The 22,630-nt window shown below is 57.0% G+C and carries 21 protein-coding genes; 16 read left to right on the forward strand and 5 right to left on the reverse strand.

Translation table 11 applies throughout. The annotated features are described in order from the left end of the window. Positions 1-4 precede the first annotated feature (4 nt). Positions 5-472, forward strand: a complete 468-nt coding sequence (gene queF, locus ABLQ08_RS23905; protein WP_352947401.1) for a preQ(1) synthase — start codon at positions 5-7, stop codon at positions 470-472. A gap of 102 nt (positions 473-574) precedes the next feature. On the opposite strand, the gene ABLQ08_RS23910 is transcribed toward queF, so the two are convergent. Continuing rightward, entirely contained in the window at positions 575-1,576 is a 1,002-nt protein-coding gene (locus ABLQ08_RS23910) for an AraC family transcriptional regulator (RefSeq protein ID WP_352947404.1), read from the reverse strand. Between the two features lie 96 nt (positions 1,577-1,672). Here ABLQ08_RS23910 and ABLQ08_RS23915 point away from each other — a divergent pair, with 96 nt between their 5' ends. Together ABLQ08_RS23915 and ABLQ08_RS23920 are read left to right on the forward strand one after the other, a co-directional pair. Further along, a complete protein-coding gene (locus ABLQ08_RS23915; RefSeq protein ID WP_352947407.1) occupies positions 1,673-3,196 on the forward strand; it encodes an amidohydrolase family protein in 1,524 nt (507 codons plus the stop codon). A gap of 319 nt (positions 3,197-3,515) precedes the next feature. Next, on the forward strand, positions 3,516-4,634 hold the full coding sequence (locus ABLQ08_RS23920; protein ID WP_352947409.1) for a sirohydrochlorin chelatase: 1,119 nt from the start codon (positions 3,516-3,518) through the stop codon (positions 4,632-4,634). 347 nt (positions 4,635-4,981) lie between these two features. Here the strand turns inward: ABLQ08_RS23920 and ABLQ08_RS23925 are convergent, their stop codons facing one another. The 3 genes from ABLQ08_RS23925 to acnA all read right to left on the reverse strand — a co-directional run bounded on the left by ABLQ08_RS23925 (position 4,982) and on the right by acnA (position 9,663). Beyond that, the gene (locus ABLQ08_RS23925) at positions 4,982-5,371 is read right to left on the reverse strand and encodes a bleomycin resistance protein (RefSeq protein WP_352947412.1); all 390 of its coding nucleotides are present in this window, start codon (positions 5,369-5,371) and stop codon (positions 4,982-4,984) included. Positions 5,372-5,815: 444 nt separating this feature from the next. Further along, the gene (locus ABLQ08_RS23930; protein ID WP_352947415.1) at positions 5,816-6,865 is read right to left on the reverse strand and encodes a peptidoglycan-binding domain-containing protein; all 1,050 of its coding nucleotides are present in this window, start codon (positions 6,863-6,865) and stop codon (positions 5,816-5,818) included. Between the two features lie 122 nt (positions 6,866-6,987). After that, on the reverse strand, positions 6,988-9,663 hold the full coding sequence (gene acnA / locus ABLQ08_RS23935) for an aconitate hydratase AcnA (RefSeq protein ID WP_352947417.1): 2,676 nt from the start codon (positions 9,661-9,663) through the stop codon (positions 6,988-6,990). A gap of 517 nt (positions 9,664-10,180) precedes the next feature. On the opposite strand from acnA, the gene ABLQ08_RS23940 reads away from it, so the two are divergent. The 12 genes from ABLQ08_RS23940 (at position 10,181) to ccmB (ending at position 20,911) form a co-directional block, all read left to right on the forward strand. After that, entirely contained in the window at positions 10,181-10,876 is a 696-nt protein-coding gene (locus ABLQ08_RS23940; RefSeq protein ID WP_352947420.1) for a DUF4129 domain-containing protein, read from the forward strand. Beyond that, entirely contained in the window at positions 10,873-12,195 is a 1,323-nt protein-coding gene (locus tag ABLQ08_RS23945; protein WP_352947422.1) for a hypothetical protein, read from the forward strand. The genes ABLQ08_RS23940 and ABLQ08_RS23945 overlap by 4 nt, the downstream gene beginning before the upstream one ends. Further along, positions 12,185-13,141: an AAA family ATPase gene (locus ABLQ08_RS23950; RefSeq protein ID WP_352947425.1), complete on the forward strand. Its 957-nt coding sequence runs from the start codon at positions 12,185-12,187 to the stop codon at positions 13,139-13,141. Before ABLQ08_RS23945 ends, ABLQ08_RS23950 begins: the two co-directional genes overlap by 11 nt. Positions 13,142-13,158: 17 nt before the next feature. Further along, positions 13,159-14,436 carry a DUF58 domain-containing protein gene (locus ABLQ08_RS23955; protein WP_352947427.1) on the forward strand — a complete coding sequence of 426 codons (1,278 nt, stop codon included), beginning with the start codon at positions 13,159-13,161 and terminating at the stop codon, positions 14,434-14,436. Beyond that, positions 14,437-15,519: a stage II sporulation protein M gene (locus tag ABLQ08_RS23960; protein ID WP_352947429.1), complete on the forward strand. Its 1,083-nt coding sequence runs from the start codon at positions 14,437-14,439 to the stop codon at positions 15,517-15,519. It begins immediately after the preceding gene. Then, a complete protein-coding gene (locus tag ABLQ08_RS23965; RefSeq protein ID WP_352947432.1) occupies positions 15,516-16,451 on the forward strand; it encodes an RDD family protein in 936 nt (311 codons plus the stop codon). The genes ABLQ08_RS23960 and ABLQ08_RS23965 overlap by 4 nt, the downstream gene beginning before the upstream one ends. An 81-nt stretch (positions 16,452-16,532) precedes the next feature. After that, positions 16,533-17,081, forward strand: coding sequence for a hypothetical protein (locus ABLQ08_RS23970; protein ID WP_352947434.1), 549 nt, complete (start codon positions 16,533-16,535; stop codon positions 17,079-17,081). A 153-nt stretch (positions 17,082-17,234) separates the two neighbouring features. Then, positions 17,235-17,432 carry a hypothetical protein gene (locus ABLQ08_RS23975; protein ID WP_352947437.1) on the forward strand — a complete coding sequence of 66 codons (198 nt, stop codon included), beginning with the start codon at positions 17,235-17,237 and terminating at the stop codon, positions 17,430-17,432. A gap of 97 nt (positions 17,433-17,529) precedes the next feature. Next, positions 17,530-18,456 (forward strand): hypothetical protein, encoded by a 927-nt coding sequence (locus ABLQ08_RS23980; RefSeq protein WP_352947439.1) that lies wholly within the window; start codon positions 17,530-17,532, stop codon positions 18,454-18,456. Positions 18,457-18,622: 166 nt separating this feature from the next. Beyond that, a complete protein-coding gene (locus ABLQ08_RS23985; protein ID WP_352947442.1) occupies positions 18,623-19,402 on the forward strand; it encodes a hypothetical protein in 780 nt (259 codons plus the stop codon). A 178-nt stretch (positions 19,403-19,580) separates the two neighbouring features. Then, entirely contained in the window at positions 19,581-20,243 is a 663-nt protein-coding gene (gene ccmA, locus ABLQ08_RS23990) for a heme ABC exporter ATP-binding protein CcmA (protein ID WP_417714944.1), read from the forward strand. After that, entirely contained in the window at positions 20,240-20,911 is a 672-nt protein-coding gene (ccmB, locus tag ABLQ08_RS23995; RefSeq protein ID WP_352947445.1) for a heme exporter protein CcmB, read from the forward strand. Before ccmA ends, ccmB begins: the two co-directional genes overlap by 4 nt. A 73-nt stretch (positions 20,912-20,984) precedes the next feature. Here the strand turns inward: ccmB and ABLQ08_RS24000 are convergent, their stop codons facing one another. Next, entirely contained in the window at positions 20,985-21,617 is a 633-nt protein-coding gene (locus ABLQ08_RS24000; protein ID WP_352947675.1) for a LysE family translocator, read from the reverse strand. A gap of 244 nt (positions 21,618-21,861) precedes the next feature. Between ABLQ08_RS24000 and ABLQ08_RS24005 the strand changes: the two genes are divergently transcribed. Next, positions 21,862-22,629 carry a heme ABC transporter permease gene (locus ABLQ08_RS24005; RefSeq protein WP_352947448.1) on the forward strand — a complete coding sequence of 256 codons (768 nt, stop codon included), beginning with the start codon at positions 21,862-21,864 and terminating at the stop codon, positions 22,627-22,629. The last annotated feature ends 1 nt before the right edge of the window (position 22,630 follow it).

Genomic DNA, 22,630 nt, shown 5'->3' on the forward strand with positions numbered 1-22,630 from the left:
GACCATGTCCGACAAAAGTATCTACGAGAACCTGACTCAACTCGGCTCTTCGACTGAACTTCCGCACGATCCGGAAAAAGCAGTTCTGGAGAAGGTGCCGAACCCGCAAGCCGGCACCGGATACATGGTTCGCTTCGTGGCCCCGGAATTCACGTCGCTTTGCCCGATCACCGGCGCACCGGATTTCGCACATCTGGTCATTGACTACGTGCCGCGCGACTTTCTGGTGGAAAGCAAGAGCCTGAAGCTGTTTCTCGGCTCGTTCCGCAATCATGGCGCGTTTCACGAAGACTGCACGGTGTCCATAGGAAAGCGACTGGTTGACCTGCTGGATCCCGAGTGGTTACGCATCGGCGGCTACTGGTATCCGCGTGGCGGCATTCCGATCGATGTCTTCTACCAGACCGGCCCGGCCCCGGAAGGCGTCTGGATACCCGAACAGGGCGTCGCACCCTATAGAGGCCGGGGGTAATTCCCCCCGGCGGCAAGCTTCACGCGACCGCAACAAAACCGAGCGGTCATTCCGGACTCAGATCACGCAATGCGCTTGTCAGTCCGAAATGGCGAACCTGAATCATGCAATTTGTGCACGCCAGGCACTGGGCGACAGGCCGGTTTCGGCCTTGAAGGCTGCATTGAAAGTCGACTTGGTCTGAAATCCGGCATCCAGAAAGACATCCGTTACGTTCCGGCTGTTGTCTTCCCTCATGAGCCGCTGGGCCTCTTCGATACGGAAACTATTGACCCAACTGCGGAAATTTCTGCCACGCGCCTCGTTGATTTCGTCCGAGACGACGCGCTGCGGCAACTGCATCTGCCGGGCAAATCTTTGTAGCGAAAGATTGGGATCCAGATAGGCCCGCGAATTGCGGATACCCACCTCCAGACGATCAATCAGATCATCCGGTCGAGCGGTCCGTTGCGGCTTGCGCTCCAGCAACCAGCCGAGAACATCTGCGCGGTGAAGGCTCGCAAAAAGGACAGCCCCAACGCTCGTGATCACCAGAAATCCTGCCACCAGGAAACCCTTCGAGATGTCACCGCCCCGCGCTTCACTCTCTATCATAGCCAACGACAAGTCCGTTATCGCCACACCTGCCAGCCAAGCGCAGACGAGCCGGGACCAGAGCCGAACCGAAGGTTTGGTTTCCACCTCTTCACCTCGACGGCCCGTGAACACCTCCCGGAACGCCAGCAGAGCATAAAGCCCCCAGATGCCGAACAGCACCGCATCCGGCGACAGATAACCTTGTGCCAGATCAAGTCGCGGCAACACAACAGCTGCAAGCGGAGCACCGAAGTGAACGATTTCCGAGGCCCTGAGTGGCATCTGCGGCCGAAGAAGATGTCGAACATGCAGAAAAAGCAGGGCGGGCAGACAGGCCGCAAACCCGATCTTCAGAAAACTGATGACAAGCGGCGTATCTGCGCCGAAAGCTGCGGTCACGCCGTTCAGGACAGCCAGAACAGCCAGTGACGCCGCAAAGAACAGATGGGCGGCGCGCCGTTGCTTCAGTGTCAGGACGAAACCTGCCAGCAGTAATGCAAGAACGGCAGAGATATAAAACAAGGTCATCGACTGACGGTGTCCAAAAAGGTCCGGAAACCTGTTTCCGGTCGCGCGATATTTGAGATTGCCCCAGGTTCCCCTCCAATATCGGAGGTCTCCCCAATGCTTCAAGCACCAATCAGGCATCAGTTCACCGCAACAGTACTGATCGCACTTTGCATGCTGCCGATGTCCGCATCACAAGGCGGCGCAGCCACGACACTCATCCACTCCATCACTGTTGTTTCACCAGAACGATCAGCGCCGCTTGAAAACGCCTGGGTGCTGCTGGAAGACGAGACCATTGCGGATGTCGGATCAGGCGCACCACCGGAACATGCAGACACCGTTATCGACGGCGCGAACAGATACCTTGTTCCGGGTCTGATCGACAGTCACGTCCACCTCTATCACGCAACCGGTCTCAAGCGCCGTTATACCGGGAAATTTGAGGAATTGCGGGCTGAGTTCTTCGCCCAGCAACCGCGCAGTTTTCTCTATCACGGCTTCACCACAGTGATTGAACTCAATGCCGACTTCAGATCCAATGCACGCTTCACAAAGACAGATCCCCATCCGCGATTGTTCCATTGCGGACAAGGCGCCGTGCTTTCAGGTGGCTTCATGTCGCTGGAGGTTGAAGACGGCAATCTGGGAAAAGCATATCCGGGTTACTTCATCGACCACCACGCCCGCGATGATGAAAAGACCTCCAGGGTACCCGGTCATTCACCGGAAGACGCCGTAAGACACATCGCCGAAAGAGGCGGCATCTGTGTCAAAGCCTATTACGAAGAGGCGCTTTGGTGGCCACGAAAGCCAAAACCGGATTTCGCGCTTCCCACAGACAAGATCATGCGCGAACTGGTTGAGGCAGCCCATACGCGGGAGATGCCGGTGATCCTGCATGCGACAACCCCGCGCGGGCACCGGTTCGCACTCGACACCGGCGTTGATGTTCTTGCTCACGGCATGTGGGAATGGCCAGGCCAGCGCTTTGACGCTCCCATGCCCAAGCCTGACTATGAGAAGATCGCAACGGAAGTTGCCCAAAGCAGTCTTCACCTGCAACCGACATTTTCAACCATTCGCAACACCAGATCCCTGTTTCAGCCTGAAGTGCTGGCGGACGACGCCTGGCAGAACGTTGTCCCGTCGACCTTCCGCGCGTACCTCACCACGGCCGCGGAGGCACAGAAACAGGACTTTGAAAACCTGTTCGGTCCACTGCTTGAAAAAAACGCTCCGGGACAGTTCTTTCGAAACCTGCAACGCGACTTCAATCTGAGATATGAAAGGTTGATCGGTCGTATGGCGAACCAGGGTGCAAACCTCTTGTTCGGAACTGACACTGCCGTCGGCGGCTTCGGCTTTGCCGCGCCTCCTGGCCTTGCAGGATATTGGGAGATGCAGGCCTGGGTCCGCGCAGGCATCCCGCTTCAGACTTTGTTCAATTCGCTCACTCTGGCAAATGCCCGTGCATTCAACCTTGATGACCGGCTTGGAACCGTCGAACCCGGCAAAACCGCCGATCTCTTGATCTTGCGGCAGAACCCGTTGAAAAACGTGTCTGCCTATGATGCGATCGAAATGATCATTTTGAATGGTGAATTCATCAATCGCGAGACACTGGCGGCCAACCGCTGAAGCGGTCCAGTTGCAACAAAGTCTCGCATGCCGGTCAGGGCGTTCTTGAATCTGACGGTCCATTTCGGGACCTCTTGGTCGAGAATTGCGACCATTGGCCCGAAAAAGAGGAAGATTCCCCCTTCCAAAAGGGCCCCGGGACAGGATATCTAGGGCGCCATCCGGCTGACTGGAATCGTATTCACGACAGATGAGCCGGGTTGGATCACAGCAGAACGCCATGCCGAACGACAGACTTCCGCCGCATTGAACCTGTGAGGTTTCGAGCGCCGGAACACTGCAGCCGGATATGGTCAAAGTGCATCGGGAAAGGGTTGTCATGTCCAAGACGGGCATCATGATTTGCGGCCATGGCAGCCGTGCCAAGTCTGCCGAGGAAGAATTCGCCCTTTTGGCGAAGGGTGTTCGGGAACGTTATCCGGACACGCCGGTGGAATATGGCTTTCTGGAATACTCGGCGCCCAACATCCACATGGGTCTAAATGCCCTGCGGGATGCCGGAGTGACCAACATCATCGCCGTCCCGGGCATGCTGTTTGCCGCAACCCACGCCAAGAACGACATTCCGTCCGTGCTGACGACCTATCAGGACAAGAACCAGGGCCTGACAGTTCAATATGGCCGCGAGCTCGGCCTGCATCCGAAGATGGTTGCCGCTTTCGAAGCCCGTATCCTGGAAGCGCTTGGCGTCGATCATGTACATGACGGCGATCTTTACGACACGATGCTGGTGGTCGTTGGCCGCGGGACATCGGACACGCTCGCCAACGCGGAAGCTGCACGGTTGACCCGCATCGTCACGGAAAACCTCGGCTTCGGCTGGTCCGAAACCGTCTATTCCGGCGTCACCTACCCCTCCGTCGGCCGCGGCCTGGAGATGGCCCTGAAGCTTGGCTACAAGAAGATTGTCGTTGCACCCTACTTCCTGTTTTCCGGCAAACTGATCGACCGGATCTACAACTATGTCGACCGGGTTGCCGAAACCGCCCCTGATGTGACCTTCTACAAGGCGCATTACCTTGCCGATCAGGACCACGTCATCGACACGTTCGTTGAACGGATCGAAGAGGCCGGCTCCGGCACCATCGTCGAAACTCAGGACCTGATGGCGTCTTTCAAGGACAGGCTGGCCAGGGGCGAGGTTGAGGTCCACCACCACCACGCCGAATTCCGTGATCCTCAGGATGATGAAAACCCTGACGATCATGACCATGGCCATCATCACCACCATCATGGCCACGATCACACGCACGACCACCATCATCACGGGCATGACCATCACCATGGTCACAGCCACGGTATCTACCGCCATATCGGCCACCCGAACGGCCCGCGCACCATGATCGACCAGGGCGTCTGCTGCTGCTTCATGAGCCAGTTCCCGCAGGAAGTGATCGATGAGGAACGCGCATTGAGGAAACAGGCAAAATCGGCTTAATACGCCTGAGCCAAACCTGAATCCAGTCAGCCCTCCACGATGTCTGAAGTCATCCCGGACTGGATCCGGGATCCATCTCATTTCCCAATCCAAGGTGAGTGCCGCGCAAGCACTTCGCAGCCAAACCAGAGAGTTGATCGCAGCACTCAGCTGAAAACCCGACGTCCTTCCGGATAAACGCGCTCACGAGGGCGCGCTGATCCGGTATCCGGAATTCAGTCGCGCTTCAGCGCATCATCTCTCTCTCGATAAAACACGTGCTCGTTTCACCTGCGCCCTAACGATGGATTCCGGATCGGCGCGCCGCTTCACGGCGCTTGTCCGGAATGACGGAGGTTGACGCTGAATTAGTCTCCGCCTCGATCCAGATGCTCCCCGAACAGCAGCACATTGCCGTCCAGATCAACGGTCTCGAACTCCCGCATCTGCCAGGGCTGGTCGGCGATGTCCTCGGTGATGTTTGCACCGGCCTTCTTCACCAGCGCGTGGTAGCCGTCGATGCCGTCGACAAAACAATATGCCGTTGCCTGACGCACTTGATCGCTTTGTGTCAGGTGCAATCCCGCGTTCTCGCGTCCAAGAACGGCATAGCGCACCGGCTCACCCTCCCTGTCCGCCCATTCGAACCGCACCTCGAACAGAAGCTTGTCGCGGTAATAGGCAATCGACGCGGCAATATCGGTCACCGGAAAAACCGGTGCCATGTGAGAGAGTTGGGAAGACTGCGTATCTGACATGTCCGGACATCCCCTGGGTCTGAGTGAAAGGACCAAACCTCACCTACAGGTAGGGCAGCCCCCCGGTTTGTCATCCCTCCGATAGTCCGAAGGCGAGCTCAGCAGATCCAGCCACTGGCCAAGCCAGCTCCGCATTTACAGGACGTGCTCTAAGTCCCACCCCGAGGAAACAAACCGACCGTCATCACGGCCAAGCGAAGCGCGAGCCGGGACTCAGGACTCCTCGAAAGGAGATTTGATGATCGGCCCTGATTTCCCGGACCATGAAGTTTCCTGGATCCCCACTTTCGTGGGGATGACAAGACAGGGTATTCCACCGGCAAAAACGGGCCCCGCAGGGCCCGCTCAATTCTCACGTCGCTAAAAGTTAGAAACTCTAGCTCGTCACTAGACTGCGCATCACCCAGTGCAACAATCCTTCGAAGTAGTAGCTATTCCTGAAATCTAATTCTCACCAAATTCTTCATAAAACTCTTCAACTGTTAATCCAAATGATGCACTAAAAGCCTCTTCCCAACCGACGTAAGGCGTCTTCTGCCAGAATTCTATTATCTTTTTGCTTGAACTCTTGGAGACCAACAAGAAGCCAGCATAAGAGCTGTAATCCTTGAAGTCTTTTTCAGAAGAAGAGGTCTGGTAATACAATTCCCGAAGCCTCTCCGGTTTATAAGTTCTACGACTTTGCAATCTGGAAAGTTGATACTCAGCGTCAAAGTTTGGAAACAAAAATTTGTTTTCCAGAGCAAGCGCCAGGGCCTCAGTCAACCATTTCGGCCCCCTTGCTTGAACCCTGCGCTCTTCTCCACGTGCACGAAAGTTGCCGACATATTGAGCTTGTATCTCATGCGCCAGCTCATGTGAGAGCAATCTGCGAACGTCCGAAATCGGAAATCCGGCCGATTCTGAAAAGCTTACCGCAATGACGCCACCATATGACTTACCACAATAGGAATAACCTCGGCACCAATTCGTAAATTCATTTACAATATTATTATGCGCGCGCTGAATACGCAGTTCATCACTCAAAATCTTTGCAACTTCATCTACATCTGCAGAAGCTACCACAGTAATTCCCCCCGGAATATCCACCCCCATCTGCTTTTGATAGAATTCCATTACTTCTTCTAAAATCGATTTTATTTTACGCACCCCCTCGGCGCTGATTTCATTCCCCAGAACCAGCTTGATAAGATTCCGGTCTTCTGCCCACCCAACTTTGCTCGCTCGCGCCATCCCAATTGCGCGGCAATAAACCGAGGCATTTGCAGCAGAGATTCTCGGAAGGCTTTGGATCTCTGGATATTCTTTTTTCAAATTTTCAAGTTGACTGGTGGTTTTCCGCCCCAACAAACCATCAATTGGCCCTGGGTCATATCCAGCGTCTGCCAGTTGCTCTTGCACACATGAAACGAAACGCCCTGCGTTCGCTGGACCACAAATCATGAAAGTACTTAAAAAAATAGCCCACGCGATAACCACGCCTAATTCTCGCATATCTCTTGCCCCAACGTATCGACCCAACAGCCAACTTGATCACATAATAGAAACCAATTTCACCTTACAACAAAACGGACCCCGAAGGGCCCGTTCCAGGATATCAAGACTGTCAGCAGGTCTTAGCTGCTCACAAGGTTCCTGAGCACATATTGCAGGATGCCGCCGGCCTTGATGTATTCCAGCTCGTCCTCGGTATCGACCCGGCACAGGCACTCGATGATCTTCGTCGTGCCGTCCTCGTAGGTGACTTCCACGTTCATCATCTGGCGCGGCTTGATATCCGCGATGCCCTTGATGGTCACACGTTCCTTGCCGGTGATGCCATGGGACTGCCAGCTCTCACCTTCCTTGAAGGTGAGCGGAATGACGCCCATGCCGACGAGGTTGGAGCGGTGAATACGCTCAAAAGACTGGGCGATGACGGCGCGCACGCCGAGCAGGTTGGTGCCCTTCGCGGCCCAATCACGGGACGACCCGGTGCCGTATTCCTTGCCTGCGAAGACAACCAGCGGCGTGCCGGCGGCCTTGTATTCCATGCAGGCGTCGTAGATCCACTCCTTCTTGCCATCCTTCATGGTGACGCCGCCTTCGACACCGGGAACCATCTGGTTCTTGATACGGATGTTGGCGAAGGTGCCGCGCATCATGACTTCGTGGTTGCCACGACGCGAGCCGTAGGAATTGAAGTCTTTCTGGGCGACCTGATGCTCGCTGAGATACTTGCCCGCCGGGCTGTCCAGCTTGATGGCACCGGCCGGTGAAATGTGGTCGGTGGTGATCGAATCCAGGAACAGCCCCATGACCGCGGCATCGTTGATGTCCTGAAGCGGCTTCGGCTCCATGGTCATGCCTTCGAAATAGGGCGGGTTCCGAACATAGGTGGACGAGACCGGCCATCCATAGGTCAGGCCGCCCTCAACCTTGATCGACTGCCAGTGAGCGTCGCCCTTGAAGACGTCGCCGTAGCGCTCGCGGAACATTTCCTCGGTGATCGAGGAACGGATGAGGTCGGTGATCTCTTCCGTGGTTGGCCAGATATCCTTGAGATAAACCGGGTTGCCATCCTGGTCTTCACCAAGCGGGTCCTTGGTGATGTCGACATTCAGATTGCCGGCGATGGCATAGGCGACAACCAGTGGCGGCGATGCCAGGTAGTTGGCGCGTACATCCGGGTTGACGCGGCCCTCGAAGTTCCGGTTGCCGGACAGAACAGAGCAGGCAATCAGGTCATTGTCGTTGATCGCCGCAGAATAGGCCGGGTCCAGCGGACCTGAGTTGCCGATACAGGTGGTGCAGCCGTAACCGGCCAGCGTGAAGCCAAGAGCATCGAGATCTTCCTGAACGCCCGCCTTGTCCAGATAGTCGGTCACCACCTGGGAACCAGGGGCAAGCGAGGTTTTCACCCACGGCTTGACCTTCAGACCTTTATTAAGAGCGTTGCGGGCAACAAGACCGGCACCGATCAGAACGGACGGGTTGGACGTGTTGGTACAGGAAGTGATCGCGGCAATCACGACATCGCCGTTGCCAAGATCGTGATCCTTGCCTTCAACGGCAACACGCTTGTGCAGCTCGTCTGCCTTTTTGAACTCATCCGCCATGGTCTTTGCAAAACCGGTCGCGGCATCAGAAAGGTTGATGCGGTCCTGCGGACGCTTGGGTCCGGAGATTGCCGGGACGACGGTGGAAATGTCGAGTTCAAGTGTGTCGGTAAATTCCGGCTCCTCGCCGCCGGTACGGAACATGCCCTGAGCCCTGGCATATTCTTCGACCAGCGCCACGCGGTCCTTGTCGCGACCGGTCGCTTCCAGATATTTCAGCGTATCGCTGTCGACCGGGAAGAAACCGCAAGTCGCGCCATATTCGGGAGCCATGTTGGCAATGGTCGCTTCGTCTTCCAGCGACAGGCTGTCGAGGCCGGGGCCGTAGAATTCGACGAATTTGCCGACAACGCCTTTCTGGCGCAGCATTTCAACAACACGCAGCACCAGGTCGGTGGCGGTGATGCCATCATTCAGTTCGCCAGTCAGTTTGAAACCGACGACTTCCGGGATCAGCATGGAAATCGGCTGGCCGAGCATCGCCGCTTCCGCTTCGATACCACCCACACCCCAGCCGAGAACGGCAAGGCCGTTGACCATGGTTGTATGACTGTCGGTACCGACAAGCGTGTCCGGGTAGGCGATGGTCTCGCCGTTTTCTTCCCTGGTCCAGACGGTCTGGGCCAGATACTCCAGGTTCACCTGGTGGCAGATGCCGGTGCCTGGGGGAACGGCGCGGAAATTGTCAAACGCCGACTGTCCCCAGCGCAGGAACTCGTACCGCTCCTTGTTGCGCTCATATTCCAGTTCCACGTTCTTCTTGAACGCGTCCTTGGTGCCGAAAAAGTCGATCATGACCGAGTGGTCGATGACCAGGTCGACCGGAACCTGCGGATTGACCTTCTTCGGGTCTCCCCCGAGTTTTACGGCCGCATCGCGCATCGCCGCCAGATCGACCACGGCCGGAACACCGGTGAAGTCCTGCATCAGAACACGGGCCGGGCGATAGGAAATCTCATGGGAAGACTTGCGGGTCTTCAGCCATTCGGCACAAGCGGCGATATCGTCTTTGGTGACCGTGCGCCCGTCTTCAAAGCGCAGCAGGTTTTCCAGAACGACTTTCAATGAAAAAGGAAGCCTGGAAACACCTTCCAGACCGTTTTTTTCCGCTTCTGGAATGGAGAAATAGGTATAGGTCTTGTCGCCGACCTGAAGGGTCTTTTTGGCTTTGAAACTGTCGAGGGACTGGGTCACGACGCGCGATCTCCTTAAAGGTCCGTGGCAGCCGGGCCGCATCTGACAGGCTGCCGGTCAAAGTATCTCTGGTTGGTTCCTGCGGGGAACCGAATACGCCCTTTTCGGGCCGTTTGTGTTTACGCTGCTTCTTCTTGTGGCCGGGCTTGGGCCCGACCTTTTGTTGGCACCGTCTGGTCGCTCCTATACAAAATTTTGGCTGCGATCACCAGCAATGAGACACATGGGATTTCTTTCGAGGAAAGCAAACATGCATCGCAATTCCATGATCACAACGAGGATCTTAGAGCGCTCTGCGTATTTTATATACAATTGTATACAATATGAAAAGCCCTCCGTTTGAAGGTTTCTGGATTCGACCGGAAAGGCGGCATGGAACCGCATGCGTTTCATATTTCCAGGCACCGGGAAACGCCCAAAATTGCAACTACTGATCCGGCCACCCGGCGAGTGCAGCTCATTATTGCGCACACTGAAGCTTCCCGCTATTAAAACGATCATGCACCGGATTTTTTTGATGTTCGTTTTCATAGGTTTCCTGGCGTCGCTCTCCTCATCGCACGCACAGGAACCGGTGCAGGAACCATTCGAGGTCGGTGAATCGGGCGAAGAATATCTTCGTTCACTGCCCTGGCGCGGAATAGAGACGGACGTTGTCTATTTCGACCCATCCTCACCGCCTCCGGATCTGGATACGAAACAAAGACCCGAGCCGGCTCCGTCCGGCGGATCTGGCCAGGGCCAGGACCTGAACGCCCGCCTGACCACAGGACTGATCGCCGGCGCGATACTCGCCTTGATCATCTACCTGTTCTTGCGATTCGGCGGAGGCATTGCCGTTTCGCTGAAACGCGATGCTGTCAATCCCGGCAGCAACCGTGCCGCAAGGCAGCCCGCTGCCCCGCCCTGGGCGGAAAAACTCAGTACGTTTGACGAAATACTGCGAACCTCAGACCGGCGACGCGCTCTTGTCCTGCTGACGCAAAAGGTTCTGGCAACGGCCATCACCGCCAATGGAATATTGATGCAGCGCAGCTGGACCGCCCGCGAGGCGCTTCAGCACCTCCCGCAGGACCAGCGAAAGCTCGATGCTCTTCGCTCCTTGGTTCTTGCAAGTGAGCGGGTGCAGTTCGGCGGGCGTGATATCACGGAAGACGAATTCCGGAACCATCTTGCACATGGCCGGCAGATCGTCGGACCGGGTGTTTCATGAGCCGCACGACAAGCCATCCCACGCTGAATGCACCACGCCTCGAGACCGTGGTCATTGCCGTGATCTGCATTGTTGTTCTTGCCGCCGGCGCATACCTGCTCTCGCAACGGCAGCAAGCCTTGCGCAGCTCGCCCGCCGGTCATGACGGCTTGCAGGTCTGGCTGGCATCCAACGGACTGAGTGCCCAGAACTTTACCGGCGGCTGGCCCATGGACCAGAATGCGGTCGGTCTTATGATCGTGCCGGTTTACGACACCGGACTTGATGTGGATCGCGTTGCGCCTTCGTCAAAGGAAGAGCTTCTGCAGCAGCAGGACGAGTACGACCTGGAACTCGATCCCATTTCGGAGAAGGCCCAAAAGGTACAAACGCTCGTCATCCTCCCGAAATGGCGAACCGGAATGCGCCTGACCGGCCGCGCGCATCCCGTCCTGAGAGTCGAGCCGAATAGGCTGACCGAGACACTCGGCAAGCTGATAGACGATAACAGGCCGGAACTGATCTTCCCCGAAATACCATTCACGGATATCGGCTATCGTTCGACAAGCGGGGACAGGCTCCTGGCACAAGTCTATGCCGCGCAGCTGTTCAAGGCGCGAGGCTGCAGACCGATCATCGGCACTGAAGAAGCGATACTGCTGGGCGATTGCCTGCTTGGCGAAACTGCGGCAGAGGGCAACAACCGGGTTCTCGTTTTGTCGGATCCCGACCTCCTGAACAATCACGGCCTCCGCCTCGGCGACAACGCGAAGATCGCCGTGGATCTACTCGGTGCGAAAGCGGGCGACCGCAACATCGTGATCGATTACAGCCGGGCGTCCTGGCTGCGAGACCCCGCACGGGAACCGGAACGGGAGCGGACCTGGGCCGACCTGTTGCGCTTTTTCGAGCAGCCGTTTCTGACGCTCTGGATCGGATCTGCTGCCCTGTTCCTGCTGTTTCTGTGGCGAGCTGCCATGAGATACGGCCCGATCAGACAAGAGGCCGCTGCACCCGGCGCCAGCAAGTCGCTCGCGATTCGCGCAAGAGCGCGCCTCATGCGTTTGTCCGGTCAGGACGGTGCCTTGACGGCCGAGTATGCAGCGGCGCGAATTGCGGCCACGGCAGAGAGCATTTTTGGTGCTGCCCATGCCCGTCATTTCACGAGCGAAGACGACTTCCTCAAATATGTGGACCGGCGGCATGCAGCATATGCACCTCGCCTCCGGGCTGTATTGTCTGAAATTCGGAAGCTTCCTGCGCATTTGCCCGCTCACGAGGCAATCCACCATATCGATGAACTGGAACAGGTTTTGGAGCAAATCACTCATGACGCTTGAGGCCCTTCGCGAACGGACGGACGCCCTGAGGACGGAGATTGGCCGAACCGTTCTCGGCCAGAACGACACGGTTGACCTTCTGCTCACCGCCCTTTTCGCCCGAGGGCATATTCTGCTCGAAGGACCACCGGGAACAGCCAAGACCTTGCTGGCCCGCAGTTTCGCCGCCGCCCTGGCGCTGGACTTCGGCCGCATCCAGTTCACACCGGACCTCATGCCGGGAGACGTTCTGGGCACGTCGATTTTCGACTTCCGCACCAATGCGTTCGTATTGACCAAGGGGCCCGTCTTTTCGCAGGTTCTGCTGGCCGACGAAATCAATCGCGCGCCACCCAAAACCCAGGCAGCCCTTCTTCAGGCGATGAACGAGCGAACGGTCAGCATTGACGGAACCGATCATTCTCTCGGCAGCGAATTCATCGTCGTGGCCACTCAGAACCCGATCGAACAGCAGGGAACCTACCCACTGCCCGAGGCTCAGCTGGACAGATTCCTGTTCAAGCTGGTGATTGATTTTCCGCCTGAAGACATCGAGATGGCCATTCTTCGCCAGCATGCCGCCGAGCCCATCGAGGCAGGGCTGGAGACCAACACGCTCGCCAAGGTTCTGGATTCCGCGGCCCTGGCGGAGACCCGGTCCCTTGTCGACAGTATCATCCTGAAGGACGACATCCTCGCCTACATTCTGCGTCTGGTGCGGGCGACACGGGAAAGCTCGGAAATTGCATATGGCGCCTCGACGCGTGCAGCCGACGCACTCGCCAGTGCCGCCCGGGCAACAGCCGCGCTTAACGGGCGCGACTTTGCCATCCCCGACGATGTCAAACGGCTCTTTGTTCCTGCGCTGCGTCACCGGATCGTTTTGGGACCTGCGGCGGAGATCGAGGGCCGCAGCCCTGAACAGGTTCTGAAAAACATTCTCAACCAGATCGAGGCCCCACGCTGATACGGCCATCCAAAAGATTGCTGACGCTCGGCTCTGCCGCTCTGTGCCTTTCGGTCATCGCGATTGTGGTCGACAGTGCCTGGCGCGAGCTCGTGCTGCTGCCATGGATCCTGCTTGCAATCGTGACCCTGCTGGATTTTGCGGTTTCCTTCAAAAGGCCAAAGGCACTGGCATTTGAAGCACCACCGGAAATCTTTGTCGGCGAGACGGTATCGTTGAAACTCCACCTGGATCGGGCACCAAAAATGCTTACAGCAAGGCTCGACTGGCCCGATGGTCTGAAAAGTGGCAGGGAAATCGCATTTCAGACCGGCTTGAACAACTCCGCACATGCGGACGTGGCCTGCCGGGCCGTCCGCCGGGGCCTGTGGCACCTCGATCATCTCTGGCTGCTCTGGACCTCGCGCCTGAAGCTGCTGGAATTCGTCCCGCGCCTCGACATCGGCGCGGAAGTCCGCGTTGTTCCGAATATTCGTCTCGTCCAGTCCGGGCAGATCACCACCACCGTCCTGTCCACTCTCTATGGCGTGAAAGAAAACCGCGCCATTGGAGAGGGCTCGGAATTTCACCAGTTGCGCGATTTTGTGCCGGGCATGGACATCAGGTCCATCGACTGGAAGCGCTCGGCCCGGCGCCGGTCGCTTGTTGCAAAGGAACTGCGCGCGGAACGGAACCACCATGTCATCGTCGCGCTCGACAATGGCTATCTGATGCGCGAGGAAATCGGCGGCTTGCCAAAGATCGACCACGCGGTCACAGCTGCACTTGCGACGGCCTGGGCCGCGGCAATCGGGGGCGATCTGGTGGGCTATTATTCCTACGATGTGCGCCCCCGCACATTCGCCGCTCCGGCTCCCGGGCGCACCGCTTTCGCTCGCTTGCGCAACTGGACGGCAGGTCTATCTTATGTCAGCCGCGAGACGAACCATACGCTCGCCCTGACAGAGTTGAATGCCCGCACGCCCAAGCGAAGCCTTATCATCATCTTCACGGACTTCATCGACACAACTTCGGCGGAGTTGCTGATCGAAAACATCGGCATTCTTGCCAAGCGTCACCTTCTCATTTTCGTTGCCATAAGGGACCCGGACCTTGAAGCACTGGTCGAAAGCGCTCCCGGCGACCTGGACGGCGCAGCCACTCTTGTTGCGGCAAACCAGTCCATCAACGAGCGCCGCCTGGTTCTTGAGCGTCTTTCTCGAAAGGGTGTCACAATTGTTGACGCCAAGCCCGATGCAATCACCGCCCGGCTTATTTCCGCCTATCTGGAAATCAAGGCACGGGAGCAAATCTAGATGTCCTCCGACGGTCTTCGTTCATCCAGCTCAATTCAACCTTCTCCGGACAGTCGCGTGCGCTCAGCAGCCGACCGGCAGACGGGAGACAACAGCGAGCTCATGCGTTCGGCAAGGTTCCGCAAGGAACGGGAGGCGGACTGGCAGCGGCTTGAAACTCTGGTTCTGCGGGCGGAGCGCAATGGCCTTCAAAGAATGAGTTTCGCTGAAACTCGAGACCTCGCTTCCCTTTACCGCCAGGCCACGACGTCGCTCGCCATCGCGCGCGAAATCTCTCTGGACAAGGCTCTCCTGGGTTACCTGGAGGCCCTGACGGCGCGCGCCTATCTTTGCGTCTACGCTCCCCAACAACGATTGGGCGGCTTGTTTCAGCGGTTCATGACCGAAGGCGCACCACAAGCCATGCGGCGATCCTGGCTCTATATACTGCTGGGATTTCTGTTCTTGGGGCTCGGGGCACTTGCAGGCTATCTGCTCTACTTCGAAAACACCGACTGGTATTTCGTTTTCATGCCGGCCGAGTTGGCTGACGGCCGGGGACCGGATGCCACGACAGGCGACCTGAGGTCGGTCATCTATGGACACGAAACCGGCACGACGGGGCTGGGCGCCTTCGCGACCTACCTCTTTTCCCACAACACCCGGATCGCGATCTTCGTTTTCGGACTGGGTGTCTTCGCCTGCGCCCCGGCCATAGTCCTGACTTTCTACAACGGGCTCATTCTGGGTGCCTTTTTTGCGCTTCATGCCGATCGCGGCCTGGGACTGGATCTCGCCGGCTGGCTGTCGGTGCACGGAGTGACCGAGCTTTCAGCAATCTGCATCGCCTGCGGCGGTGGCTTGAAACTGGGTGCCGCAGTCCTCTTTCCCGGTGACAGATCGCGTGTGGCGGCTTTGCGGCATGCCGGGCATGACGCGGTGAAACTGGCCCTCGTTGCAGCGCTCATGCTTGTAGTTGCAGCTCTACTCGAAGGATTTGCCCGCCAGCTGGTTCAGGATCTGTCCTCGCGAATTGTCATCGGTTGGGGAATTGGGGCGATCTGGCTTGCCTGGTTTACCCTTGGCGGCAGGAGGCGCAATTGATCCTGCAACGCTGGAAGAAGCACAGAAAACAGCGCCCCTCGCCAGACCGGATTATGCCTCCCGAGGGTGTCGCCCTGAACCTCCCGATAGCCGGGGTCGGCATTCGCCTTGCAGCGCAGATCACCGATCTGCTCCTGACCACGATTGGCGCTATATGCCTGATGATCCTGCTGTTCGCCATTGATTTGACCGAGCCTCAGACGATGATCGCGATCGGAGCCATGGTCTTTTTTCTGATCCGCATTCCCTACTATGTCCTGAGCGAAATTGGCTGGAACGGCCAGACCCTCGGCAAACGCCTCATGAAGATCAAGGTGGTGTCCCATGACGGCGGTTCGCTGACCGCGCACGCACTTGTTCTGCGCAACCTCATGAAAGAAGCGGAAGTCTTCCTGCCGGCAACCCTTCTCCTGACGCTGGACACGGCCTCGCCGCTGGCGTCGCTCGCCTCTCTTTGCTGGGTCTCGATCTGCCTGATCATACCGGCATTCGACCGCTACCGACGCCGGCTTGGCGACATGATGGCCGGAACGCACGTGATCCACCTTCCTGTGCCCGTACTTCTCAAGGATCTGGCGGGGGAAACACGGATCCTGTCCACAAACCTCAAGCAGTTTGTCTTTCTTTCGCATCAGCTGGACCATTACGGTGCTTATGAACTGCAAACTCTCGAAACGTTGCTGCGTGCCCAGAGCACACCGATTTCGTCAGATGCAGCCAAGAAAAGAAACACGACCATCGAGGCCATCGTCGACAAGATCCGCAAGAAGATCGGCTATGCCGACCCGGTGCCGTCGGCAGACAGGCTGCGTTTCCTGCAAGCCTTTTATAACGCCCAGCGGGAACATCTCGAGCAGCGCCAGCTGTTCGGCGACAGACGCGAAAACAAGCACTATGCCAACGCGAATGGCGATGCTAACACCGGCACCTAAGCATGCAGCGCTTGAGGTGCCGATACTGGCAACCTAGAGTCGACAACCAGTTGCTTCAAAATTCATTCAGGCACCGGCAAATTGCAAAACCAGGATAATCAATCTGTTAAAAATTTTTATTTGGAACGGAACAGCAGAGAACAGAAGACCCCCAAAACACAATCAAAGCTCCCTCCTCTCGGTGTCGGCTCGATCATCGGCGAATGTTTTTCGATAATCTTCAACCACATTCTCCTCGCAATTCTGTTGGGTATTGTTCCAACACTTCTGGGCCATCTAATTAGTGCAGGCTTGGCCGGCTACCAGATTCAGTTGGGGCTTTCGGAATACCAATCCAGCGGCATCGACAACGATTTTACGTTGGTGTTAGCAATCGTCATCAATGTAGCCGCGTATGCAATAACATGTGTGCTACTGATTCAGTTGGCGTATGACGCCAAACATAAGCAGCGCGCCCAACCAAAGAGATATCTCGCATCCGCAATTAAAACCTTGGTGCCATTTTCAATTCTCAACGTTTTCATTGGCGCTGTCTTCACCACAGGCGCGTTTGCCGTTACTTTTCTAGGCGCTAGAGTCGGACTGCCAACGATTTTGGTATATCCAGTAATGATCGCGTTCTTTACATAGACATACGCAGCATTCTCCACAGCAGCACCAGCCATTGTTATTGAACGATCCGGACTTCGGGTATTAGGGCGCAGCTTAGCGCTTACGAAGGGCTACCGGTGGCCAATTGCCGGAACACTTAGTCTGGTGATATTGCTCACCTTGCTGATTCTAATGGTGATCAGTTTCCTCATCTCTCTTCTTGCATCGGCTGGCGGAATCATCGGCTTCATACTAGCAATCACCCTTCTTTCAGCATTCTATTCGGTTGGGATTGCTCTGATCTGCATCACAACAGCTCTTGTCTATGCCCGCCTGCGCGAGATCAAGGAAGGAATAGGCGTCGACCAGATCGCAACTGTATTTGATTAGTCTATCAGCTTCGGGCGGGTCACCCGCTGCGGCAAGGAGCCTGAGCGACTGCTTGCAGACAGACATTCAAGCAATCTAAGGTGTAGCCAACTTAATAATGCAAAAGACACAAAACGGGCTAGGGCAATTGCAAAATCTGGACAGTCATCCGGCTGAGAAAACCGGTGCAACACCGAACATTCAGGAAAACGAAACACCGGCAGGTCCTTCCAAAGTCTCTCTCGGCGTCGGCACGCTCCTCGGGGAAAGCTTTTCGATCATCTTCAGGCATATCGTACTCGTGGTTCTGCTCGGTTTCGTGCCGGTTCTTCTCGGTCAGATCGTGACAGGACTGTTGGCCGGATATCAGATCCAGGTCGGCTCGGTGGACTATCAGTCCAGTGGTCTCGACAACGGATTGGCGACATTTCTGGCGGTTCTGATCAGCATTGCGGCCTACACCATCACCATCGCCCTGCTGGTTCAGCTGGCCTATGACGCCAAGCTTCGGCGGCGGATACGGGTCAGACATTACTTCACGAACGCTGTCAGAACCGTGGTGCCGATCGCCGTTCTCAATATCGTCATTGTCGCAATCCTGGCCATTGCCGGCTTTGCGATTGTCTATCCGGGAGGCGTCGCCGGAATTTCACCCTTGATGACCTTGCCGGTCCTGTTCGCATTGCTGGCGTGGATCTATTCCCTGTTCTCCGTGACGGCGCCAGCGGTCGTGATTGAAGGCGCAGGTTTTCGGGGACTGGGCCGCAGCATCTCGCTTACCAAAGACTATCGTTGGCCAATCGTGGGCTGTCTGTTTCTGGCGATGATTTTTGCCGTGATCATTTTCTTTGTCGGCGGGCTCCTCGTCGCACTTCTTGCAGCAGTGGGCGGTATCCCCGGTGCGATCCTGGCCCTCATTGGACTATCGGTCCTTTACGCTGTGGGCACGGGCCTGTTCAGTATCCTGACCGCGCTCATCTATGCGCGTCTGCGCGAGATAAAGGAAGGCATCGGCATTGAAGAGATAGCGGCGGTTTTCGATTGACCGAAAGGGCACTGAAATTTCAGCCGTTAGATGGAAGGAAAGCCCCACGCATCGTTTTATGGTAAGTTTTCACGAGGAGTATCAGGGCCGCAACCGTTGCAGCCTCGTCGAATTTCATCACTCCACGCATCTTTGCTTTGTCATTTGAACAATACGGAGAAACTGAATGTCAGACACGACCGCAGGCCAGATCAAGCCATCCCTGGGTGTTGGCGCACTCGTAAGCGACAGTTTCGCGATCTTCTTCGGAAAATTTCTCAAGGTCTTCCTGATTGCATATGGCCCCACTCTCATCGGCTTGCTGATTTCCGGTGCATTGATGGGATTTGGGACAATCGTCGGAACCGCAACACCTGATCTCGACAGTTCCATAAGCTTTGTTGCGATCTTTCTCACAATTCTTGTCCAGTTGGTTGTTTATGCGGTGACCACCGCCCTCCTTGTCCAGTTGGCATATGACGCAAAACTGGGACGAGACGTGCGGCTCGGAAGATATGTGGGTCCGGCGTTCGCGGCCGTGATACCGATCGTACTCCTCGGTCTTGTCTCGGGTATTCTCTTCATGATCGGCTTCGCCATTTTCGTGGTTCCGGGATTGTGGATATACGCCGTGTTCTCCGTCATGGTCCCGGCCGTGGTCATCGAAAGAGCCGGTTTCAGCGGCCTAGGTCGAAGTGCTGCGCTTACCAAGGAATATCGTTGGCCGATCATTGGTGCGATTTGCCTGCTCATCATCATCGCAATCGTGATCAATCTCGCCGCCAGCTTCCTGGTTGGTATCATCTCGACAATTTTCGGCAGTGTTGCTCTGGATATCATCCTGTCCGCCGCCATCTCCACGATCAGCGCCGGCATCGGCAGCATCTTGATTGCCCTCATCTACGCCCGGCTACGTGAGATCAAGGAAGGTGTCAGCGTCGATCAGATCGCTGCGGTTTTCGACTGAGAAACATTTCGGAACGCGGGTGCACCATCCGCGTTCCCGATACCAGGACGAAGGAAATTCGAAGTGGGCGCCATTTGACAAATATTAAGGCAGCTGAATTCGCTTGCATGATAGCTGTCCGGCTGACTAGGGTCCGACCCCTGACAAGGTGACCATCCACTTCCTTCGGAGCACTCCCCTGAAGCTGATTGCAAAAAACCTGACTATCGACCGCGGCGGACGCCGGGTGTTTCAGGATCTGTCCTTTTCGCTGGAACACTCCACGGCACTGGTCGTGACCGGCGCCAACGGCATCGGCAAGTCCTCGCTGCTGCGAACCCTGGCGGGGCTCGTTCCGCTTTCTGCCGGAGAGTTTCACCTGGAAGGTGGAGAAGGGGAGAAGCTCCCACAGGAACAGACGCATTATTTCGGTCATCAGGACGCCGTGAAACCCGCCCTGTCCGTTCTGGAAAACCTCCGCTTCTGGCAGAGTTTTGCCGCACCGTCCGTCGCCGGAGCCTTTTCGGGGCGTGTCCTGTCTCCGGTTGAGGCGATCGAAACACTTGGCATCGGCCATACCGCGCATTTGCCGGCCGCCTATCTTTCTGCCGGTCAGAAACGCCGCTTGTCGCTGTCGCGCCTGCTGGTTACACCCCGTCCGATCTGGCTGATGGACGAACCGACCTCCGCTCTCGACAAGGCCTCCGAAGCACAACTTCTTGGCCTGATGAACGCACATCTGGCATCCGGTGGTCTGATCGTCACGGCAACGCATACGGATCTCGCGCTCGACAAGATCCAGGTCCTTCACCTGCAGGCGAACGACCCGGTGTCGCAAACGCCCGAGGAGGCGATGATATGACCGGTTGGGCTGTTGCTCTTTTCCAGCGCGATCTGCGCCTCTCCGTTCGGGTCGGTGGCAGTGCACTTGTCGGCGTGCTGTTTTTCCTCGCGGTCGTCACAGTCATTCCCTTCGGCGTCGGGCCGGATCTCAACCTCCTGGCCCGCATTGGGCCGGCAATCCTGTGGATCGGCGCGTTGCTGGCAACGTTGCTCGGTCTTGACCGCCTGTTTCAGGCCGATAGGGACGATGGCACGCTGGATCTTATGCTGATGGCGGGCCGTCCTCTTGAGCTGGTGGTCCTGATCAAATGCCTGGCACACTGGATCGCGACCGGTCTGCCGCTGGTTGTCGCCGCTCCGCTTCTGGCAATTTTCCTCAACCTCGACCCGATCGCCATGGGGGCTGTCACGCTCACGCTGCTGGTCGGAACTCCGGCACTCACCCTGATCGGCGCGATCGGAGCTTCACTCACCGTGTCGCTGCGCCGGGGCGGATTGCTGCTGGCCGTTCTGGTCGTACCATTGGCAATTCCAGTGCTGATTTTCGGAGTAAGTGCCGCCGACGCGGCAATTCACGATCCGGTACCGTTCATGACGCCGTTCCTGATCCTGTGCGCACTGTCGCTGATCGCGGCGGTCATCGGTCCGATTGCATCTGCAACGGCACTGCGCTTCGCGGCAGACTGAAGCACATCCTGGCGATGCGGAGGCGCTCTGCCTCCGCCGAATTCTTTCTCGTCAAACCTGCGTCTGTCGATGCTTAGTTTCGGCTTCCAAGTGCGAGCCGGCAGGCAAGGCCGACGAAAACCGTCGCAAGCAGGTATCTCGGCAAGCCGGAGAAGCGGCCTTTCCCTGCAAAAAGGGAACGGATGTGCCCGCCGAGGAGTATTACGGTGCCGTTCACCAGAAGGCCCATGCCGTTGATAACGGTTGCAAGTATCAGCATCTGAAGCACGATCGATCCGCTCGACGGATTGACAAACTGCGGAAACAGGGCAAGCACGAACAGAACCATCTTCGGATTGAGAAGATTGGTCAGCAAACCTTCGGTGAATATGCGACGTCCGCCCGGATCTGCCGGCGCAGCGTGTGTGTGACCCGAGCCGCCTGGCGAACGCAGGGTCTTGAAGGCCAGGTAGATCAGATAGGCACAGCCTGCCCAACGGACGAACTCGAAGGCAGCTGGAACGGCCGCAAACAATTGCGACAAACCGAAAGCGGCGGCCAGTGCGTGGCAATAGGTTCCTGCCGCTATTCCAAAATACGTCAGGAAGCCTGCGCCGCGCCCCTGACTGACGGATCGCGAAGCGATCAGCAACATGTCGGGTCCGGGTGTCGCGGTCAGCACAAGCGACGCAGAGGCAAAAAGCATGATCGTGGAAAGGTCCGGCATCTTCAGTCCTTCAAGGTTATGGCCGGGAATCCTGTTTATCACGATTTGTTTGTGCGACAATCACAGTTCTCCGAAGGCTGGAAATACCCACAATTTCAAAACGAAAACGGGATTTCCATGTGTCTGCAGGTACGCAAGACCGGTCACGGAGAAGGGAATTCGTTCCCGGGTTTGACCAAACGCAAGGCATTCTGCGACCCTTCGGTGCATTGATGACCGCAGAAGACTGAAGTAAAAGGCTCCCATGGCATTCTGGGATTACGCAAATCCGACGCGATTTCTGAGACTGGTGCAGGTAGTCCTGCCCTGGCTCATCGGCTTGTGCATCATTGCTTTTGCGGCCGGGCTTTACATGGCCTTCTTCACGGCGCCGCAAGACTATCAGCAAGGCAACACGGTCCGGATCATGTACATTCATGTTCCCGCCGCCTGGCTGTGCATGATGTGCTACTCAATCATGTCCATCTCATCCATCGGTACATTGGTGTGGAAACATCCTCTTGCCGATGTGTCGGCCAAGGCGGCTGCACCGATCGGCGCAGCCTTTACATTCATGGCCCTCGTGACCGGGTCCCTGTGGGGCAAACCCATGTGGGGCACCTACTGGGTCTGGGACGCGCGGTTGACATCGGTTCTGGTGCTCCTGATCATGTATCTGGGTCTGATGACCTTGTGGCGGACGATGGATGACCCGATCAAGGCCGGCAAGGCTGCCGCGGTACTGACCCTTGTCGGAGCGCTCAACCTGCCGGTGATCAAGTTCTCGGTCGATTGGTGGAACACGCTTCATCAGCCGGCCAGTGTCGTGCGCATGGACGGGCCGACCATTCATCCGGACATTCTGTGGCCGCTGCTGATGATGGCGCTTGCCTTCACCTTGCTTTTCTTCGTACTGCATCTGATGGCGATGCGTAACGAGATCCTGCGCCGCAGAGTTCGCGCCCTGCGCCTGCGTGCGGCAAGCGTTTCTCACCCCGGAACCGCCGCTGCGACGGCCCAGCCTGCGGAGTAAG

Origin of the sequence: Roseibium sp. SCP14, assembly GCF_040329475.1 — a bacterium.
In the GTDB taxonomy this organism is placed as follows: Bacteria; Pseudomonadota; Alphaproteobacteria; order Rhizobiales; family Stappiaceae; genus Roseibium.

Bases quoted from the DNA above. Each gene is read 5' to 3' on its own strand.
- ABLQ08_RS23930 (WP_352947415.1), bottom strand. From the start codon at position 6,865: ATGCGAGAATTAGGCGTGGTTATCGCGTGGGCTATTTTTTTAAGTACT.
- ABLQ08_RS23945 (WP_352947422.1), top strand. From the start codon at position 10,873: ATGAGCCGCACGACAAGCCATCCCACGCTGAATGCACCACGCCTCGAG.
- ABLQ08_RS23925 (WP_352947412.1), bottom strand. From the start codon at position 5,371: ATGTCAGATACGCAGTCTTCCCAACTCTCTCACATGGCACCGGTTTTT.
- ABLQ08_RS23920 (WP_352947409.1), top strand. From the start codon at position 3,516: ATGTCCAAGACGGGCATCATGATTTGCGGCCATGGCAGCCGTGCCAAG.
- ABLQ08_RS23940 (WP_352947420.1), top strand. From the start codon at position 10,181: ATGTTCGTTTTCATAGGTTTCCTGGCGTCGCTCTCCTCATCGCACGCA.
- ABLQ08_RS24000 (WP_352947675.1), bottom strand. From the start codon at position 21,617: ATGCCGGACCTTTCCACGATCATGCTTTTTGCCTCTGCGTCGCTTGTG.
- ABLQ08_RS23915 (WP_352947407.1), top strand. From the start codon at position 1,673: ATGCTTCAAGCACCAATCAGGCATCAGTTCACCGCAACAGTACTGATC.
- ABLQ08_RS23980 (WP_352947439.1), top strand. From the start codon at position 17,530: ATGCAAAAGACACAAAACGGGCTAGGGCAATTGCAAAATCTGGACAGT.
- queF (WP_352947401.1), top strand. From the start codon at position 5: ATGTCCGACAAAAGTATCTACGAGAACCTGACTCAACTCGGCTCTTCG.
- ABLQ08_RS24005 (WP_352947448.1), top strand. From the start codon at position 21,862: ATGGCATTCTGGGATTACGCAAATCCGACGCGATTTCTGAGACTGGTG.
- ccmB (WP_352947445.1), top strand. From the start codon at position 20,240: ATGACCGGTTGGGCTGTTGCTCTTTTCCAGCGCGATCTGCGCCTCTCC.
- ABLQ08_RS23975 (WP_352947437.1), top strand. From the start codon at position 17,235: ATGGTGATCAGTTTCCTCATCTCTCTTCTTGCATCGGCTGGCGGAATC.
- ABLQ08_RS23985 (WP_352947442.1), top strand. From the start codon at position 18,623: ATGTCAGACACGACCGCAGGCCAGATCAAGCCATCCCTGGGTGTTGGC.
- ABLQ08_RS23910 (WP_352947404.1), bottom strand. From the start codon at position 1,576: ATGACCTTGTTTTATATCTCTGCCGTTCTTGCATTACTGCTGGCAGGT.
- ABLQ08_RS23950 (WP_352947425.1), top strand. From the start codon at position 12,185: ATGACGCTTGAGGCCCTTCGCGAACGGACGGACGCCCTGAGGACGGAG.
- ABLQ08_RS23960 (WP_352947429.1), top strand. From the start codon at position 14,437: ATGTCCTCCGACGGTCTTCGTTCATCCAGCTCAATTCAACCTTCTCCG.